Here is a 16,087-nt window from a genome sequence, read left to right as displayed (position 1 = left end):
ACACGGCCAACGGTGACCCGAGCGGCGCTGTCGACGCCCGCGTGCTTCGCCGTCGGCACGGCCTCCAGCACACCAAGTGCACCTAGCCCGAACGAAGTTCTCCGCAGTTAGCCCGCACCACCCGCACCACCCGCAAGGAGGCCCCGTTGTCCTGGGACCGGACTCACTTCACCACCCCGCCCCGCCGCCGGATCGCCGGCCAGGCCGTGCTGCTCCATCCCGACGACCGCTCCGTGCTGCTCCTGGAGTTGGCCCACCGTCCCTGCCTCAATCTGCCCGGCGGCCACAGCCGGTCGGACGAGGAGCCCCGGGCGACCGTGCAACGCCTGGTCAGGGCCCAACTCGGGCTCGCGCTGCCGTTCGGCGGGGCCGACCTGGCGACCGTCGACTACGCGCGCGCCAAGCCCGAGTCCGGCGTGTGCGAGGGCTACAACTTCGTCTTCGCCCGTGAACTCACCGCCGCGCAGGCCGCCATGGCCCGCCCCCGTGCGGAGGCGGGCCCGGACCTGCGTGCGATCCACTGGGTCAGGGTCGAGCACCTGCCCACGGTCTGCGCGGACTACCACGTGCGGCGGATCACCGAGGCGGCCTCCTGGCTCGCGGACGCCGCCTCGGCCGTCCTCCTCACCAACGGCGCCCTGGCCTGACCTCGGCCTCGGGCCGCCACCCCAGGCCCGACCGCCGCCCCCTCGGCCCCGCCCCGCGCTCTCAGCCCTGCCCAGCGCCACCCCGACGCCTGGCCGTCTCGCCGAGGGCGGCCAGATCCCGCTCGCCGTCGCCGTGCGCGATGCTCTCGATCAGGGCGTCGCGCAGCACGCTCGCGATCGGCATCGGCACCTTGGCGGCGGCGCCCGCGTTCAGCGCCAGGCCCACGTCCTTGAGGCCGAGCACGAGCCGGAACGCCGCCGGGTCGTACCGCCGTTCGGCGATCATCGAGCCGTAGCCCGCGTACACCGGGCCAGGGAAGAGCGTGCCCGAGAGCAGCTCCACCAACTGGTCCGCCGCCAAGCCGTTGGCCTCGGCCAGCGCTGTCGCCTCCGACAGTGCCTCGATGGCCGAGATCAGCATGAAGTTGACGCTGATCTTCGCGATGTTCGCCAACTCCGGCCGCTCGCCGAGCCGGTAGGTCTGACGCCCCATCGCCTCGAACAGTGGTGCCACCCGGTCGACCAGCGAACTCTCGCCTGCCGCCAGGATGCTGAGGTTTCCCGCGGCGGCCACGTCGGTGCGGCCCAGCACCGGCGCGGCGACGTAGCCGATCCCGTGCCGTTGGTGCAGCTCGGCGGCGCGCCGGGCCAGCTCCGGCGAGACGGTGGCCATGTTGACGTGCACGCTCGCGCCCGCCGCTGCCAGCAGCTGTTCGTCGAGCAGCAGCTCCGTCACCACCGCGTCGTCCGCGAGCATCGAGACGACCACGTCGGCCGCCATCGCCTCGGCCGGCGTCGCCGCCGCCTCGGCGCCCAGCTCGACCAGTGCCGTCACCGGCGCGGGGGAGCGGTTCCACACCCGCACCCGGTGGCCGGCCTTGACCAGGTGGGCGGCCATCTCCCGTCCCATCCCGCCCAGCCCGATGAATCCGACATCCAGTCCGACTGCAGCCGACCCGGCCTTCGCTTCGACGCTCACGAGGTGTCTCCTTGTCTCTGGTGGTGACTCTACGTATCCGACAGTCTCGCATCCTTCCGGGTCGGCAGGGGGTCGTCACCCCGGGGCGTACATCTGTGGGCCACTACGCAGGCCGCGGGTCAGCCCGTGGTCGGATGTGTTCGCATGCGACGCGTGACAGCGTTCGACTCATGGATACGAACCGGCACCAGACGGACCATCAGCAGGCACCCATCACGATGACGCGCCGTCACATACTTCGCGCCGCAGTCGCCGTCGGCGCCGCCGTTCCGCTCGTCGCCGCCGCACCCGCGTGGGCGGCTCAGGCGACCGCCGCCGCGGCTCCCGGCCCGGCGCAGTTCACCCTCCCCACGCCGACCGGGCCGCACCCGGTGGGCACGGTGGCGCTGCACCTCGTCGACAGCTCACGGCCGGACCAGGTGGCCGGCCCGGGGCACTTCCGCGAGCTGATGGCCAGCGTCTGGTACCCCGCCCGGGACGTCGAGGGGTACCCGGCGGCGCCCTGGATGACCACGGGCGCCCTGCGCGCGTTCCTCGTCTCCGGTGGCTACGACATCGACCCCGCCCTGGCGCCGCTCACGGCCGGCCACGAGGGCGCTCCGGTGCGGCGTGGCGACCGGCGGCTGCCGATCGTCGTCTTCTCGCACGGCGCGCACAGCCACCGCAGCGACCACACCACCATCGTCCAGGAACTCGCCAGCCACGGGTACGTGGTGGTCACGGTGGACCACTCGTACGACTCGTTCAGCGAGTTCCCCGACGGCCGGGTGGTCACCCCGGTCCAGGACCCGGCGTACATGCCCGGTCCCAAGGACTTCGCCACGGACCTGCGGTTCGTCCTGGACCGCGTCGAGGACCTCGCCGCCGGGCGCAATCCGGATGCCGAGGACCGTCCGTTGCCCGCCGGCCTGTCCGGCGCTCTCGACCTGGACCGCATCGGCGTCTTCGGCTGGTCGAAGGGCGGGACGGCGACCGCCCTCACCATGCTGGCGGACCAGCGCGTCCGGGCCGGGCTGAGCCTGGACGGCCCGATGCAGCCGACCATCACCACCGACCTGGACCGGCCGTTCCTGATGATGACCGCGGTGTTCACCCGCGCCCAGGATCCCGCCGCCGCCGCGTTCTGGTCGCACCTGCGGGGCTGGCGGCTCAACATCCAGGCCGAGGGCGCGATCCACGCGTCGTACGGCGACGACGCGGCGCTGATCCCGCAGCTGGCGAAGGTGCTCGGGATGACCGAGGCGCAGGTTCAGGACGCGATCGGCACCATCGATCCGGCCCGGGCGGTGCGGATCCAGCAGGCGTACCCGCGGGCGTTCTTCGACCGGTACCTGCGGGAGCGCCGGGGGCACCTGCTCGACGGCCCCTCCCGCGCCTTCCCCGAGGTGAAGTTCCTCCCGTGAGCCGCCGGGGAGTGGCGCGCCGCGCCACTCCCCGAGCGTGTTCAACCCTGCCCGGCCGTCGCGGGCACGACCGCCAGTGCCTCGATCTCGAACAGGAACTCGGGCCGGACCAGCGCCGCCACCACCAGCGCGCTGCAGGTCGGCAGCCGCTCGGCGTCGAACACGGCGTCCCTGGCCGCGCGGATCGCGGGCAGGTGGGCGAGGTCGGTGAGGAAGAAGGTCAGCTTGAGCACGTCGTCGAAGCCGGCCCCGGCCGCGACCAGACAGCGGCGGATGTTCTCGAAGACCTGCTCGGCCTGGGCGGCCGGGTCGCCGACGCCGACCAGCTCGCCGTGCTCGTCCAGGGCGATCTGTCCGGCGACGGTGATCAGCCGGCCGGTGCCCCAGGCCACCTGGCTGTAGCCGTTGCCGGGGGCGACCCCGGCGGGTGCGAGCACGTGGACGTTGTCGGACATGCGGAACCCCGTTCTCCTCGGGCGAGAAATCGATCAAGCCCGGCCACGCTAACGGAAACACGTGCGGGAGGGCAGTGCCCGGCTACCGTTGCCCTGTGACGCCGCCCGCCACCCCCGACCCCGCCCCCGCCGCGCTCGCCCCCGCGCTCGCCGAGCTGCGCCGCGCGCTGGGCGCCGACCGGGTGCTGGCGCCGGGCGACGCGGCGGCCGGCTTCGTGCGCGACGAGCGCGGCCTGCTGCCCGCCCACCCCGCCGCCGTGCTGCGTCCGCGCAGTACGGCCGAGGTGGCCGCGGCCGTCTCGGTCTGCGCCCGCCACCGCGTGCCGGTGGTGCCGTTCGCCGGCGGCACCGGTCTGGTCGGCGGCGCGATCCCGCTCGGCGAGGGCACCCAGGTGGTGCTGAGCGTGCGCGAGTTGAACCGGATCCGCAGCGTCGACGTGCCCGACTTCGCACTCACCGCCGAGGCCGGCTGCGTGGTGGCCGACGTGCAGCGGGCTGCCGCCGAGGCCGGCCTGCTCTTCCCGCTGCGCCTCGCCTCCGAGGGCAGCTGCCGGATCGGCGGCGTGGTGGCCACCAACGCGGGCGGCAGCAACGTGCTGCGCTACGGGATGACCCGGGAGCTGGTGCTGGGCCTGGAGGCGGTGCTGCCGGACGGCCGGATCTGGCACGGGCTGCGCACCCTGCGCAAGGACAACACGGGCTACGACCTCAAGCAGCTGCTGATCGGCTCCGAGGGCACGCTCGGCGTGGTCACCGCCGCCACCCTGCGGCTGTTCCCCCGGCCCCGGCACCGCGCGGTGGCCCTGCTCGCGCTGCCCGGACTCGACGTGCTGCCCGGACTGCTCGCGCTCGCCCGCGAGTTGCTGGAGGAGCGGCTGAGCGCGCTGGAGCTGTTCAGCCGCACCGGACTCGGCCTGGTGCTCGCCCAAGTGCCGGGTGCCAAGGACCCGTTCGACCGCCCGCACCCGCAGTACGTGCTGGTCGAGGCCACCGCCACCCGGGACGGTGCCGCGCTGACCGCCGCCCTGGAGGGACTGCTGGCCGAGGCGATCGAGCACGGCCTGGCCGTGGATGCCGTCCCGGCGCTGGATGCGGCCCAGGCCCGTGCGCTCTGGGCGCTGCGCGAGGCGCTGCCGGAGGCCGAGAAGCGGGCGGGTGGCGCGGTCAAGCACGATGTGAGCGTGCCGCTGGGTGCGATCGGCGCGTTCATCGAAACCGCCGAGCGGGCGGTGGCGGCAGCCTGCCCGGGGGCGGTGGTGAACGCCTTCGGGCATGTCGGCGACGGCAACGTGCACTTCAACGTGCTGTCGGGGGAGGGGAGTTCGGCAGTCGTCCACCGTCTGGTCGGCGAGTTCGACGGCAGCGTGAGCGCCGAGCACGGCATCGGCGTGCTCAAGCGGGAGGCGCTGGCCGCCACCCGCTCGCCGGTCGAACTCGCCCTGCTGCGCACGGTGAAGGATGCGCTCGACCCGCAGGGGATCATGAACCCGGGCAAGCTGCTCGAAGCGTCGACAGCGGACTGACGGGCCGTCACATCGCCTTGTAGTGCCGCAGTGTCAGCTCCACCGCCGCCGCCAGGTCGGTCACCTCCCAGCCCAGCGCGTGCCGGGCCAGCCGCGCGTCCGGGTTGACCTCCGAGGTGAGGAAGTGCAGCTCGCCGAAGGAGATCTGCGGCGCGGTGCCGGTGAACTTCGCGGTCAGCTCGCCGATCGCCGTGTACGCCCAGGCGACCGGGGCGCCCATCGTCATCGGCACCCGGGCCGAGGGGCGCACCGACTTCACCAGCTCGGCGATGGCCGGCAGCTCCAGGAACCGGTCGCTGAACAGGTAGCGCGAGCCGATCGGCGCCTCGGCGGCCAGCAGGTGCCCGCGGGCCAGGTCCTCGTTGAAGACCACCGCCATGCCGCCCGGCGGCAGCATCGGCACCCGGCCCCGGGCCAGGTCGACCAGCATCCGGTTGAGCGCGGCCGGGCGGGCCGGGCCGGGGCCGAAGACCGCCGCCGGGTGGGTGATCCGGGCGGGCAGCCCGCGCTCGGTCACCGCGGCGGTCACCAGCCGGTCGGCCTCCTGCTTGGAGCGCTCGTACGCGGTGCCCAGCGGCTCGGCGGCGAGCACCGTCTCGTCGAAGGCCACGGCCCGGTCGCGCGGGCGCTCGAAGACGTCCATGGTGCTGGTGTGGACGAAGCACTCGACGCCCTCGGCCAGGGCGGCCGCCACCAGTTGCTCGGTCCCGGTCACGTTGACCCGGTGGAACCCGCCCTTGTCCCGCAGCCACTGCTCGGCCAGCCCGGCGGTGTGGAAGACGGTGTCGCACCCGGCGACGGCCGCCCGCAGCGAGGCCGCGTCGGTGAGGTCACCCGCCACCGCCGTCACCCCCTCGGGCAGCAGCGGTGCGGCCCGCGCCGGATCCCGTACCAGCGCCCGCACCTGATCGCCGCGCTCGACCAGCAGGCGGGCCAGCGGACGGCCGACGGTGCCGGTCGCACCGGTGATCAGGACCTTGCGCATGGCGACTCCTGGTGTCCGTGGGAGAGGGGCCGGGTGGTCCCGATCATGCCGTATCGACGCCGATGGCCCCACCCCGCCGGAGGACGGCGGGGTGGGGCCACGAAGGTCGGCGGGAGAGAGCGGTCAGCTGACCGCGAAGTCGTCCGCGTACACGTTGGCCTGGCCGTACCAGCCGTGCACGTACACGGTGACCTTGCCGGTGGCGTCGGTGGTGAACGGCACGCTCAGCTGGGTCCAGCCGCTGCTGTTGGTCCAGGTGGAGCCGGTGGCGCCGCCGCTGACGCCGATGTAGGCGTACGAGCCCTGCACCCAACCGGTCAGCGTGTAGGCGTGGTTGGGCAGCAGGGTGACGCTCTGGTCGCACTCGCCGGTCTGGCTCGCGCTCGGGGTCACCTGCAGCGCGTGGCTGCCGGAGTGGACCGGGGTGCTGACCACGGCGCTGCCCGACTGGCAGGTCCACGGGCTCGGGCTGCCGCTCTCGAAGCCGCCGTTGGCCAGGCCGCTGGTGGTGGCACCGGTGACGGTCAGGGTGTAGCCGGCGGTGTGGCTGCCGGAGGCGGCGGTGCCGGTGATGGTCAGCGGGTAGCTGCCGGGCGCGGTGGCGGCGGTGGTGCTGATGTTCAGCGTGGAGCTGCCGCCGGCGGTGACGCTGGCCGGGCTGAGGGTGGCGGTGACGCCAGCGGGGGCGCCGGAGACGGTCAGGGCCACGCTCTGCGCGCTGCCCGAGGTGACCGCCGTGCTGACGGTGGCACTGGTCGAGGAGCCCGGCTGCACCGAGCCGCTCGCCGGGGAGGCGGCGAGCGAGAAGTCGTTGGTCACCACGCCGCCGCCGGAGGTGAAGGGCTCACCGGCGTGACTGAAGTCCCAGGTGTTCTGCGCGATGCCGGAGCAGGTGTCCGAGCCGGCCGTGCCCACGCAGCCGCCGTTGTCGCGCTCCAGCGCCCAGAACGACAGGGTGTTGACGCCCTTCGCGGTGGCCCAGCTCTGCACGTTGGCCATGTCCGCGACGGTGGTGGTCTCGCCCGCGCCGAAGTCGTCGATGCCCGGCATCATCGTGATGCCGATCGAACTCCACAGCTGGGCGGGCGTCTTGCTCGGGTACAGGCTCGCCAGCTGGCTGTAGAGGCCGCTGGCGGCGTTCTCCGCGTCGGTGCCCATCTCGTGGCTGGCGCCGTCGTAGTAGTCGAACGTCATGATGTTGACGACGTCGATCCGGGCGCCGTTGCTCACCGCGTTGCGCAGCACGGCCAGCCCGCTGTCCGCCAGCCCGCTGGTGGTGGTCGGCAGGGTGTAGGAGAACTGGACGTTGCGCCCGTTCGCCGCCGCCCAGTCCTCGACCAGCTTGACCGCCTTGTTGCGGCGGTCGATGCCGGCGGTGTTGGTCAGCGAGTTGTCCTCGGTGTCGAGGTCGATCCGGTTGACGTTGTAGGTGGTGATGACCGACTCGTACTGCGCCGCGATCTGGTTGACGTCGGTGCAGCTGTCGGCGATCTCGGTGCCGCCGTCGTCGGCCGCGTAGCCGCCGAAGGACGGGATCACGTCGCCGCCCGCCGCCTGGATCGAGCTGATCTGGCTGCCGTAGGTGGAGGCGGCGATCGGGGTGCTCGTGGCCCCGTTCCAGTAGGCGGTGCAGGAGCCCTTGGTGGCGGCCTGGACGAACGCCATCGAGAGGTACTTGTTGCCCGACTGGCTGGCCAGGGTGGCCGGGTTGTCGCTGCTGTAGGCCTCGAAGTAGGGCGCGAAGACGTGCGCCGGCAGCGGTGTGGCGGCGGGCGCGGCGGTGGCGGCGGTGCCGACACCGGCCATCAGGCCAGCCGAGGCGGCCAGGGTGGCTCCGGCGGTCAGCACCGCCTGGACGGATCTGTGAAGTCGCATCAGTGCTCCAGCAGACGTAACGGAAAGGGTGGGGGACAGAGCGAGGTGCGCATGACGACGACCGGCCTGCGGGCAACAGCCGCGAGCCAGTGGGTGCGGTGAACGAGTAGGGGGCGGTGGGCAGATCAAGGCAGGGCGAGTCCCTGCCGGCCGGTGGTCACACCCCCACAGTGCATCCCGGTCGGATGGACAGACCTTATGGTTGGACTAGACCACTGTGCTGTCAAGAGCGCCGACCGCCACGCGGCCGGATCCCCCGTGGAATCCGGCCGGTGCGCATACGGTGCCTGACCAGCCGTCAGCGTGTTCCGGCGGTCGGCTCATCCCTGCGGTCGGCGAGTCCCGGCCGTCAGCAGATGCCCGCTGATCCCGAGCAGCGAGGGCTCGGATTCGGCCCGCCGCAGTGCGTCCAGTACCAGCGCGCGCTGTTCCGGGTCGTCGAGCCGCTCCTCGATCCCCAGCAGCCAGGCCGCGCCCTCCAGCCCGTACTGGCCCCGCACGGTCAGCCCGGCCTCCTCGAACTCCACCGGAACCTCCGCCGGTTGATGGAAGTAGGCGGTGGTGAACAGGCTCTGCCCGCCCACCGGGCGCAACTCGCCACCGGCCACGCAGGCGTCGGTGACGGCCCGGTTGGCCGGCTCGAAGTACGCGCCGCTGCGCAGGGTGTCGTGCAGGCCGGCGAAGCGGTTGATGGTCGCGGCCACCACCAGGCCACCGGGGCGCACCACCCGGCGTGCCTCGGCGAGCGCGCGCAGCCGGTCCGCGCGCTCGGGCAGGTGGTAGAGCGGGCCGAGCAGCAGCACCGCGTCCGCCGAGGCGTCCTCGGCCTCCAGCGCCCGGGCGTCACCGAGTTCGGCTGCCACGCCCGGCAGCTGCCCGGCCTGCTCGACGTGGAGCGGGACCGGGTCGACCAGCGTCACCCGGTGCCCGTCGGCGGCCAGCCACTGCGCGTGGATGCCGGCGCCCCCGCCCACGTCCAGGACCCGCAGCGGCTCCCCGCCCGGGGCGGCCCCGGCCAGCAGCCGGCGCAACACGTCCTGGGTGCGCCACAGCTCCAGGCGGTTGTGGCCGTGGTGCAGGCGGCCCGCCTCCGCGCCGCGCTCGTAGTAGGCGAGTACTTCGGGGTCGAGAAAAGGTGTCATGCGCCGACAGCCTGGCCGGGCCGCGTCCGCCGGGGCAAGCGATTTCGCGGCGCAGCCGACCGGTGACCCATGGTGACCGGCCTGGTGACAACAACCACAGGCCGATCGGGACTACGGCCGGGGATCGTGGCCCGGCACGCTGGCAGCACTGGTCGGCGCCGGTACCTCGCAGACCGACCTACGATCGACCGTCGTAGTGGCAGGGTTTGATCCCCCCGGAGCGCTCGGGTTAAACCTGGACGAGTCGCCAAGCGCGCCGCCCGCACCGGGCCGATCGGTTCCGGTGCCGTTCCTTCTGCGGTGGCGCGCTTCCGTACGGCACCGACCGACACCGGGGTGCCCACGGTTCCGATGTGCCCGCAACAGCCTGCGGCCTGCCGCCGCGCTGCTGTCGTGCGCCCGGGACCGGCTACACGAACGAGGTAGATCCAGCATGCGCAGCGCCCTGATGTCCACCGTGCGTCGACGATCCTCCGTGGTCCTCGCCTCGGCCGGCCTCGCCGCCACCTGTGCCGCCTCCGCCGTGGCCTTCGCGCTCCCCTCCGACGCCGCCACCACCGCGGCGCCGAGCGCCCGGGCCGCCGAGGTGGCCGGCGCCTCGCTCAGCCTCTCCACCAAGGCCGCGCCCGACGCCGTCGCGCCGCTGGCGGCCGGTGGCGACACCGGCAAGATCGACGCCGCGTCCTACCTGAAGCCGAACACCCCGCAGGGCGGCTCCCTGCTGACCGCCGAGCCGTTCGGCGCCCCCGAGCAGCCGCAGGCCGACGCCCCGGCCGCCGACGCCCAGCCGGAGCAGCAGCAGCCGGAGCAGCAGCCGCAGGCCGAGCAGCAGCCCGCCGCGCAGCCCGAGCAGCAGCCGGCCCCGGCCGAGCAGCCCGCCCCGGCCCCCGCGCCCGCCGAGCAGCCCGCGCCCGCCCCGGCTCCCGCCCCGCAGCCCCAGGTGGCCACCGACACCAGCCCCAGCGGCATCCGCGCGCTGGCCCAGAGCATGGTGCCGGCCAACCAGTGGACCTCGTTCGCCAACATCGTCAGCCACGAGAGCAGCTGGAACTTCCAGGCCACCAACCCGTCCTCCGGCTCCTACGGCCTGGGCCAGGCGCTGCCCGCGAGCAAGATGGCCTCGGCCGGCTCGGACTGGCGCACCAACCCGGTGACCCAGATCAAGTGGACGCTGAACTACATGAACGAGCGCTACGGCAGCCCGAACGCCGCCTGGTCCTTCTGGCAGTCCCACCACTGGTACTGAGCCGCCGGTCCGACGAAGAAGGCGCGGGCCCGGGACGGAGAGATCCGTCCCGGGCCCGCGCCTTCGTCATGGGCTTCAGCTCAGCCCGGCGGTCTTGACCCAGTCCTTGGCGACCGCCTCCGGGTCGTCCTTGTCGATGGAGACCTTCTTCATCAGCGCGACCAGCGTCGCCGTGTCCAGCTTCGCCGAGACCGCGTTCAGCGCGGCGGCGGCGGTGTCGTTCACCCCGGCCTTGTAGACCAGCGGGGTCACGTTCTGCGCGCCGAACACGTTCTTCGGGTCGGTCAGCGAGACCAGGCCCAGCTGCAGCAGCTTCGGGTCGGTGGTGAAGACGTCGCCGACCTGGATCGTGCCGTCCTTGATCGCGTTGGCCGTGGTGTCGGCGGTCGGCTTCCAGTCCTTGAAGGTCAGCCCGTAGGCGTCCTTGAACTGCTGCTCACGGCGCGACTTGAACTCCGGCATGCCGCCGACGGTGAAGTTCGAGGCCTGCGCGGTCAGGTCCGCGATGCTCTTCAGGTTGTACTTGGCGGCGGTGTCCTGGGTGACCGTGAGCGAGTCCTTGTCCTCGGCGGCCGAGGAGTTCAGGATGCCCAGGCTGCCGGGCAGCTCCTTGGTCAGCGCGGCATTGACGTCGGCCTCGGTGGCGGCGGTCGACTTGCTGTCCAGGTAGGCGAGCAGCGCGCCGTTGTACTCCGGCAGCACGGTCAGCTTGCCGTCCTTGATCTGCCCGTAGAGCAGCTCGCGGCTGCCGATGTTGAACTTCTCGGTCACCTTGACGCCCTTGGCCTGCAGCGCCTGCGAGTAGATCGAGGCCAGCAGCACGTTCTCCGGGTAGTTCGCCGACCCGACGGTGACGGTCGAGCCGTCGCCGGCGGCTTTGGAGCCGCCACCGAGCGGATTGCCGGACGAGGAGCTGGAGCAGGCGCTGGCAGCCAGCGCGACGGCGCTGAGCAGGACGACGGAGCTGACGGCACGCGAACGCGAACGCATGGAAAGGGTCCTTTCAGGAACAGGAAAGAGGGCGGAGCCGGGGTCAGCGCCGTCGCAGCCCGGCGGGCAGTGCCCAGCGGCCGAGTGCCGCGAAGAACAGCTGGGCGGCCACCGCGAGCAGGACCACGAGCAGCGCGCCGCCCAGGGTCTGCGGGAAGTCCTGGGTGGCCAGTCCGTCGACCACGTAGCGGCCCAGGCCGCCCAGGCCCACGTAGGCGGCCACCGTGGCGGTGGCGATCACCTGGACGGTGGCGGTGCGCAGGCCCGCCAGCAGTGCGGGCAGTGCCCACGGCACGCAGACCTGCCAGAGCACCTGGGGGTGGGTGAGGCCGATGCCCCGGGCGGCGTCGCGCAGGTCGGGGTCGGTGCCGCGCACGCCCTCGCAGGCGGCGACCAGCAGCACCGGCGCGGCCAGTGCCACCAGCGGTACCAGGACGGCGCTGTCGCCGACCCCGGCGACCAGCACCGAGAGGGTGACCAGGCCCAGGGTGGGCAGCGCGCGGGCCGCCCCGGTCAGCGCGGTCACCAGCGCCGCCGCCCGGCCGGTGTAGCCGAGCAGCAGGCCCAGCGGCACCGCGATCAGGAAGGCGAGACCGAGCGCCTCGCCGCACAGCAGCAGGTGTTCGGTGACCCGGTGCACGATCGAGTCCGGGCCGTGCAGCCGGTCCGGATCGGTGAAGAACGTCGACAGCCAGCCGCCCCAGTTCACCGGCCCACCGCCGATTCGCGGACGGCCCACGGCGCGAGCAGCCGGCGGGCCAGCAGCAGGACCGCGTCGGTGGCCAGCGCCAGCGCCGCCACCAGCACGATGCCCGCCACGATCGGGGTCGGGAAGGTGCGCTGGAAGCCGTCGATGAAGAGGTAGCCCAGCCCGCCGCGCCCGACCAGCGCGCCCACGCTGGCCAGCGAGATGCTGGAGACCGCCGCGACCCGCAGGCCCGCCATCAGGTAGGGCACGGCTGCGGGCAGCTCGACCGCGGCCAGCCGTCGCCAGGGGCCGTAGCCCAGCGCGGTGGCCGCCTGGCGGACCGGCTCGGGCACCGCGCGCAGCCCGTCCACCGTGGTGGGCAGCAGCACGGCGAGCGCGTAGCAGGTCAGCGGGATCATCACGGTGGCCTGGGTGGCCAGACCGGTGTAGGGGATCAGCACGACGAAGACCGCGAGTGAGGGCAGCGCGTAGACCACGTTGAAGACCGCGGCCAGTGGCTGGTAGAGGCGGGGGAAGCGGGTGCAGAGCAGCCCGAGCGGGAGCGCGATCAGCAGGCCGAGCAGCACGGGGACCAGCGAGATCACCGCGTGGTCGCGCAGCAGGTCCCAGAGGTAGCCGAGGTGGTCGCGGATCCAGTTCCAGCGGACCAGGGGCTCACCGTCCATGGCCGGCTCCGCTGTTGCTGGCCGGGTCGGCGGCTATGCCGGTGGCGTCCGCCACCGGTTCGGCGCCGCTCGCCCCGGTGGCGGGCGTCTTGGTCAGGGCCGTGGGGGCCGGGTCGCTGAGCGCGGGCGCCTGCGGGCCCGCCGCGTCGAGCGCGTCGAGCACCGCCGCGCGCGGGGCCAGGCCCAGCACCCGGCCCGCCGGGTCCACCGCCACGGCCGCGCGGGCGGGGGAGAGCACGGCGCTGTCCAGTGCGGTGCGCAGGGTGTCGGTGCCCGGCCGGTAGACGGCGACCTGGCGGTGGCCGTCCACCGCTTCGGCGGCGGTGTCGCCCAGGGCGGCCGGGCGCCACCCGGTGGGCCGGCCATGCGCGTCCACGGTCAGCGTCCAGCCCTCGAATGGCAGGGTGTGCGGCACCAGGGTGATGCCCTCCGCCGGGCGCAGTCCGAGTGAGCGCAGGCCCCGGTCGCGGCCGAGGAAGGCGGCCACCAGCTCGTCGGCGGGCGCGCTGAGCAGCGTGGCCGGGTCGGCGACCTGCCCGATCAGGCCGTGTTCGCGCAGCACCACGATCTGGTCGCCGAGCCGCACGGCCTCCTCGATGTCGTGGGTGACGAAGAGCACGGTCTTGTTCAGCTCGGCCTGCAGCCGCAGCAGTTCCTCCTGCAGTCCGGCGCGCACCACGGGGTCGACGGCGCTGAACGGCTCGTCCATCAGCAGCAGCGGCGGATCGGCGGCCAGTGCCCTGGCCACCCCGACCCGCTGCTGCTGGCCGCCGGAGAGCTGGAACGGATAGCGCTTGGCGGTCTCCGGAGCCAGCCCGACCAGTTCGAGCAGCTCCATCGCGCGGGCGCGGGCCCGCTTGCGGTCCCAGCCGAGCAGGTACGGCACGGTGGCGATGTTGTCCAGCACCCGGCGGTGCGGGAAGAGGCCGACCTGCTGGATCACGTAGCCGATGCCGCGGCGCAGTTTGGCGGCCTCCAACTGGGCGACGTCGGTCCCGTCCAGCAGGACCCGGCCCGAGGTGGGCTCGACCATCCGGTTGACCATGCGCAGGATCGTCGTCTTGCCGCACCCGGAGGGCCCTACCAGGACGGTGGTCTGCCCGGCGGGCACGGTGAGATCCAGGCCGGCCACGGCGATGGTGCCGTCGGGATGGCGCTTGCCGGCGCCGTCAAATCTGATCACAAGGAATTCCTAGCTGGGGTGCCGGGGCACCGTCGTCGGTGGGGCGAGTGCGGCGTTGTCAGGGCGGACACCCGTGGCTGCCTGCCCCCGACTGCACCAAGGGAAACCCTGAACGGTGATCGGTGACGGATCCGACACGCCGACCGGACCTGGCGCGATGTCAGAATCGCGACAAGATTCGGCCGATCCGGGACGGAAGTGGCACAGGTTCTGACCGGATGGGCTACGTTCCGTCCGGCCCGGGCACGGTGGGTAGTCCTGCGGCGGCCCAGGCGACGAAGCCGCCGTCCAGGTCGGTGGCCCGGTGCAGGCCCAGCTCGCGCAGCGAGGCGGCGGCGAGCGAGGAGGCGTAGCCCTCGGAGCAGAGCAGCACCACCGGCAGGTCGTAGCCGGTCGCCTCCGGGATCCGGTGGCTGCCGGCCGGGTCGAGCCGCCACTCCAGCACATTGCGCTCGATCACCAGCGCGCCGGGCACCTGTCCCTCGCGGGCCCGCTGCGCGGCCGGGCGGATGTCGACCAGCAGCGCGTCCTCGCGCTGCCAGGCGCGGTGGGCCTCCTCGGGCCCCGGGCGGTGCACGCCCGCGCGGGCCCTGGCCACCAGATCGTCGACGGTCGTCACCACTGCTCCTTCCCCTCCCGCGCGGTCAGCCGCAGGCCGCTCGCGCGCAACTCGTAACGCGACATCTCGTTCAACGGTGGAGAGTACGCGTGCAGAGTGACAGCCGGGCCGCCCGCGGTGTTGCGCACGTCGTGCAGGAACTCCGGTCCGAACGCGCGGGCCGTGCCGGTCGGCAGCCGGCGGGTGCGCAACTCGCCGTCCTCACCGCCGATCGACAGCTCCTCCAGCTCACCGAGCGCCACGGTGAACGCGCCGCGCGAGCCGCCGTGGTCGTGGAACCCGGTGGACTGGCCGGGCAGCCAGCTGATCAGCCAGACCTCGTGGTCCTCGGTCAGGGCCAGCCGCTCGTACCAGCGCTCGCCGACCGACAGGCGGACCTTGTGGATCCACTCCTGCGGCCGTTCGGCCAGCTCGGTGACGATGGCGCGCAGTGCGGCGGGGCTCAGCGCGGCGGGGCTCAGCGGGGTGCGCTCGTCGGTGGGGTGGCCCGCCGGGGCGGACGGCGGATCGGTGCTCACGAGTTCGACACTCATGGGGAGTCCTCACGGAAGCTCGGGGTGCGCGCGGCGGCCGGCACCCGCAGCCGCAGCCGCGTGACGTGCGGCTACCGACGAGCGGGAGGGGCCCGATGACGGTGAAGAGTGCGGGGCCGCACACCCCGGCAGGTGGTCACGGGGCGGGGTGCGGCGGAGCGGAGCGCGCCGGAGCGCGTGCTCAACAGGTCAGCAGGCACACATGTCGCTCGCCTGGCGTCGCAGATCGACGTGCAGGCGGCAGACGAGCTCGGTGCCGTGGTCCATGCCCGAGATAGTGGTTGATCGCCCACCGGGACGTCAAGCCGACGGGCGGCGGGTCCTGACAGGTGGACCGGCCGAGCGCACGGCCGCCCACGGCGGCGCAGAGCCGTCAGCGCCCGGTCCTGTCGGTCAGGACCGGGCGCTGATGTGGCGTCAGTTGTTCTGTGCGGCATCCGAGTCGGCGGCGGAGGCGGCGCTCTCGGCCGCGTCGAGCTTCTGCTGCATGTCCTTCAGCTGCTGGTCGGCCGGGGCGGAGCCGGTGGACGTCGCGGCGGGTGTGGCGGCGGCGGCCGGCTGCGCGCCGGTGCCGGGCCCCGCGTTCGCGCCGGAGCCGCCGGAGCCGCCGCAGGCGGTCAGGGTCAGTGCGGCGAGCACCGCGCCCACCGCGAGCGCGGCGGTGCGCCCGGCCCGGGCCGCCGGCGGCCGGATCACTGGGCGGTGCCGCTCGGCGCGGCCAGGCCCTGCGAGGAGCACCAGGTGGCCACCGACTGGAGGTCGGACTGCCGGGTGGTCAGGGTCGGCAGCAGGCTCTTGCGGAAGGTCAGCCGGTCGTTGAGGTAGGTGTAGATCGCGGTCTGCCCGGCGTTCTTGGCGTTGTCGACCCGCTGCTGGAGCCGGGCGACCGAGCCGTTCTCGGTGGCCGGACCGTTCAGCCGGTCCAGGGCCTTCTGCACCCGCTGCTCGGTCTTCGGCAGCCGCTTGCAGATGCCCTTGGCGCCGTCGCCGGTGGGGGCGGTGCTCGGGGTCGGGGTCGCGGCCTGGGCGGGGACGGCGGCGGCGAGCAGCGTGCCGCCGAGGGCGAGGGCGCCGAGGGTGGCTCCGGCCTTGCGGTAGGAGAGCATGACGTGGTCCTCCAGGTCCTGGATCGG

General features: G+C 73.4%; 17 protein-coding genes. 4 read left to right on the top strand and 13 right to left on the bottom strand.

Annotated features, from left to right (window positions below):
* Window positions 1–146 precede the first annotated feature (146 nt).
* Window positions 147–647, top strand: a complete 501-nt coding sequence (locus OG294_RS09650; RefSeq protein ID WP_327066042.1) for an NUDIX hydrolase — start codon at window positions 147–149, stop codon at window positions 645–647.
* A gap of 61 nt (window positions 648–708) precedes the next feature.
* Here OG294_RS09650 and OG294_RS09645 read toward each other — a convergent pair whose 3' ends face one another.
* The gene (locus OG294_RS09645; RefSeq protein ID WP_327066041.1) at window positions 709–1,626 is read right to left on the bottom strand and encodes an NAD(P)-dependent oxidoreductase; all 918 of its coding nucleotides are present in this window, start codon (window positions 1,624–1,626) and stop codon (window positions 709–711) included.
* 170 nt (window positions 1,627–1,796) lie between these two features.
* On the opposite strand from OG294_RS09645, the gene OG294_RS09640 reads away from it, so the two are divergent.
* Window positions 1,797–3,029, top strand: coding sequence for an alpha/beta hydrolase family protein (locus tag OG294_RS09640; RefSeq protein WP_327066040.1), 1,233 nt, complete (start codon window positions 1,797–1,799; stop codon window positions 3,027–3,029).
* Window positions 3,030–3,070: 41 nt separating this feature from the next.
* On the opposite strand, the gene OG294_RS09635 is transcribed toward OG294_RS09640, so the two are convergent.
* Complete coding sequence (locus tag OG294_RS09635; protein WP_327066039.1) at window positions 3,071–3,484, bottom strand: RidA family protein; 414 nt, start codon at window positions 3,482–3,484, stop codon at window positions 3,071–3,073.
* Between the two features lie 95 nt (window positions 3,485–3,579).
* Here OG294_RS09635 and OG294_RS09630 point away from each other — a divergent pair, with 95 nt between their 5' ends.
* Window positions 3,580–5,007 (top strand): FAD-binding oxidoreductase, encoded by a 1,428-nt coding sequence (locus tag OG294_RS09630; protein ID WP_327066038.1) that lies wholly within the window; start codon window positions 3,580–3,582, stop codon window positions 5,005–5,007.
* A 7-nt stretch (window positions 5,008–5,014) separates the two neighbouring features.
* Here OG294_RS09630 and OG294_RS09625 read toward each other — a convergent pair whose 3' ends face one another.
* From OG294_RS09625 to OG294_RS09615, 3 genes are all read right to left on the bottom strand, one after another.
* Entirely contained in the window at window positions 5,015–5,992 is a 978-nt protein-coding gene (locus OG294_RS09625; protein WP_327066037.1) for an NAD-dependent epimerase/dehydratase family protein, read from the bottom strand.
* A gap of 123 nt (window positions 5,993–6,115) precedes the next feature.
* Window positions 6,116–7,867 carry a glycosyl hydrolase family 18 protein gene (locus OG294_RS09620; RefSeq protein WP_327066036.1) on the bottom strand — a complete coding sequence of 584 codons (1,752 nt, stop codon included), beginning with the start codon at window positions 7,865–7,867 and terminating at the stop codon, window positions 6,116–6,118.
* A gap of 320 nt (window positions 7,868–8,187) precedes the next feature.
* A complete protein-coding gene (locus OG294_RS09615; protein ID WP_327066035.1) occupies window positions 8,188–9,009 on the bottom strand; it encodes a class I SAM-dependent methyltransferase in 822 nt (273 codons plus the stop codon).
* Between the two features lie 433 nt (window positions 9,010–9,442).
* Here OG294_RS09615 and OG294_RS09610 point away from each other — a divergent pair, with 433 nt between their 5' ends.
* On the top strand, window positions 9,443–10,255 hold the full coding sequence (locus tag OG294_RS09610; protein ID WP_327066034.1) for a transglycosylase SLT domain-containing protein: 813 nt from the start codon (window positions 9,443–9,445) through the stop codon (window positions 10,253–10,255).
* 75 nt (window positions 10,256–10,330) lie between these two features.
* Here OG294_RS09610 and OG294_RS09605 read toward each other — a convergent pair whose 3' ends face one another.
* From OG294_RS09605 to OG294_RS09570, 8 genes are all read right to left on the bottom strand, one after another.
* Window positions 10,331–11,245 (bottom strand): ABC transporter substrate-binding protein, encoded by a 915-nt coding sequence (locus OG294_RS09605; protein ID WP_327066033.1) that lies wholly within the window; start codon window positions 11,243–11,245, stop codon window positions 10,331–10,333.
* Window positions 11,246–11,288: 43 nt separating this feature from the next.
* Window positions 11,289–11,984 carry an ABC transporter permease gene (locus tag OG294_RS09600; protein ID WP_327066032.1) on the bottom strand — a complete coding sequence of 232 codons (696 nt, stop codon included), beginning with the start codon at window positions 11,982–11,984 and terminating at the stop codon, window positions 11,289–11,291.
* Complete coding sequence (locus tag OG294_RS09595; RefSeq protein ID WP_327066031.1) at window positions 11,951–12,619, bottom strand: ABC transporter permease; 669 nt, start codon at window positions 12,617–12,619, stop codon at window positions 11,951–11,953. Before OG294_RS09595 ends, OG294_RS09600 begins: the two co-directional genes overlap by 34 nt.
* Window positions 12,609–13,802, bottom strand: coding sequence for an ABC transporter ATP-binding protein (locus tag OG294_RS09590; RefSeq protein WP_327066030.1), 1,194 nt, complete (start codon window positions 13,800–13,802; stop codon window positions 12,609–12,611). Before OG294_RS09590 ends, OG294_RS09595 begins: the two co-directional genes overlap by 11 nt.
* A 223-nt stretch (window positions 13,803–14,025) precedes the next feature.
* A complete protein-coding gene (locus OG294_RS09585; protein ID WP_327066029.1) occupies window positions 14,026–14,424 on the bottom strand; it encodes a rhodanese-like domain-containing protein in 399 nt (132 codons plus the stop codon).
* Window positions 14,418–14,954, bottom strand: coding sequence for a cysteine dioxygenase (locus tag OG294_RS09580; RefSeq protein ID WP_327066028.1), 537 nt, complete (start codon window positions 14,952–14,954; stop codon window positions 14,418–14,420). The genes OG294_RS09585 and OG294_RS09580 overlap by 7 nt, the downstream gene beginning before the upstream one ends.
* Before the next feature lie 417 nt (window positions 14,955–15,371).
* Window positions 15,372–15,650, bottom strand: a complete 279-nt coding sequence (locus tag OG294_RS09575) for a hypothetical protein (protein WP_327066027.1) — start codon at window positions 15,648–15,650, stop codon at window positions 15,372–15,374.
* Entirely contained in the window at window positions 15,647–16,060 is a 414-nt protein-coding gene (locus OG294_RS09570) for a hypothetical protein (protein ID WP_327066026.1), read from the bottom strand. The genes OG294_RS09575 and OG294_RS09570 overlap by 4 nt, the downstream gene beginning before the upstream one ends.
* Window positions 16,061–16,087: the final 27 nt, after the last annotated feature.

The organism is Kitasatospora sp. NBC_01302 (genome assembly GCF_035976515.1).
Taxonomy (GTDB): Bacteria; Actinomycetota; Actinomycetes; order Streptomycetales; family Streptomycetaceae; genus Kitasatospora.
Note: the sequence above shows the minus strand (reverse complement) of the source record. Positions and strands in the feature narration are given on the sequence as shown.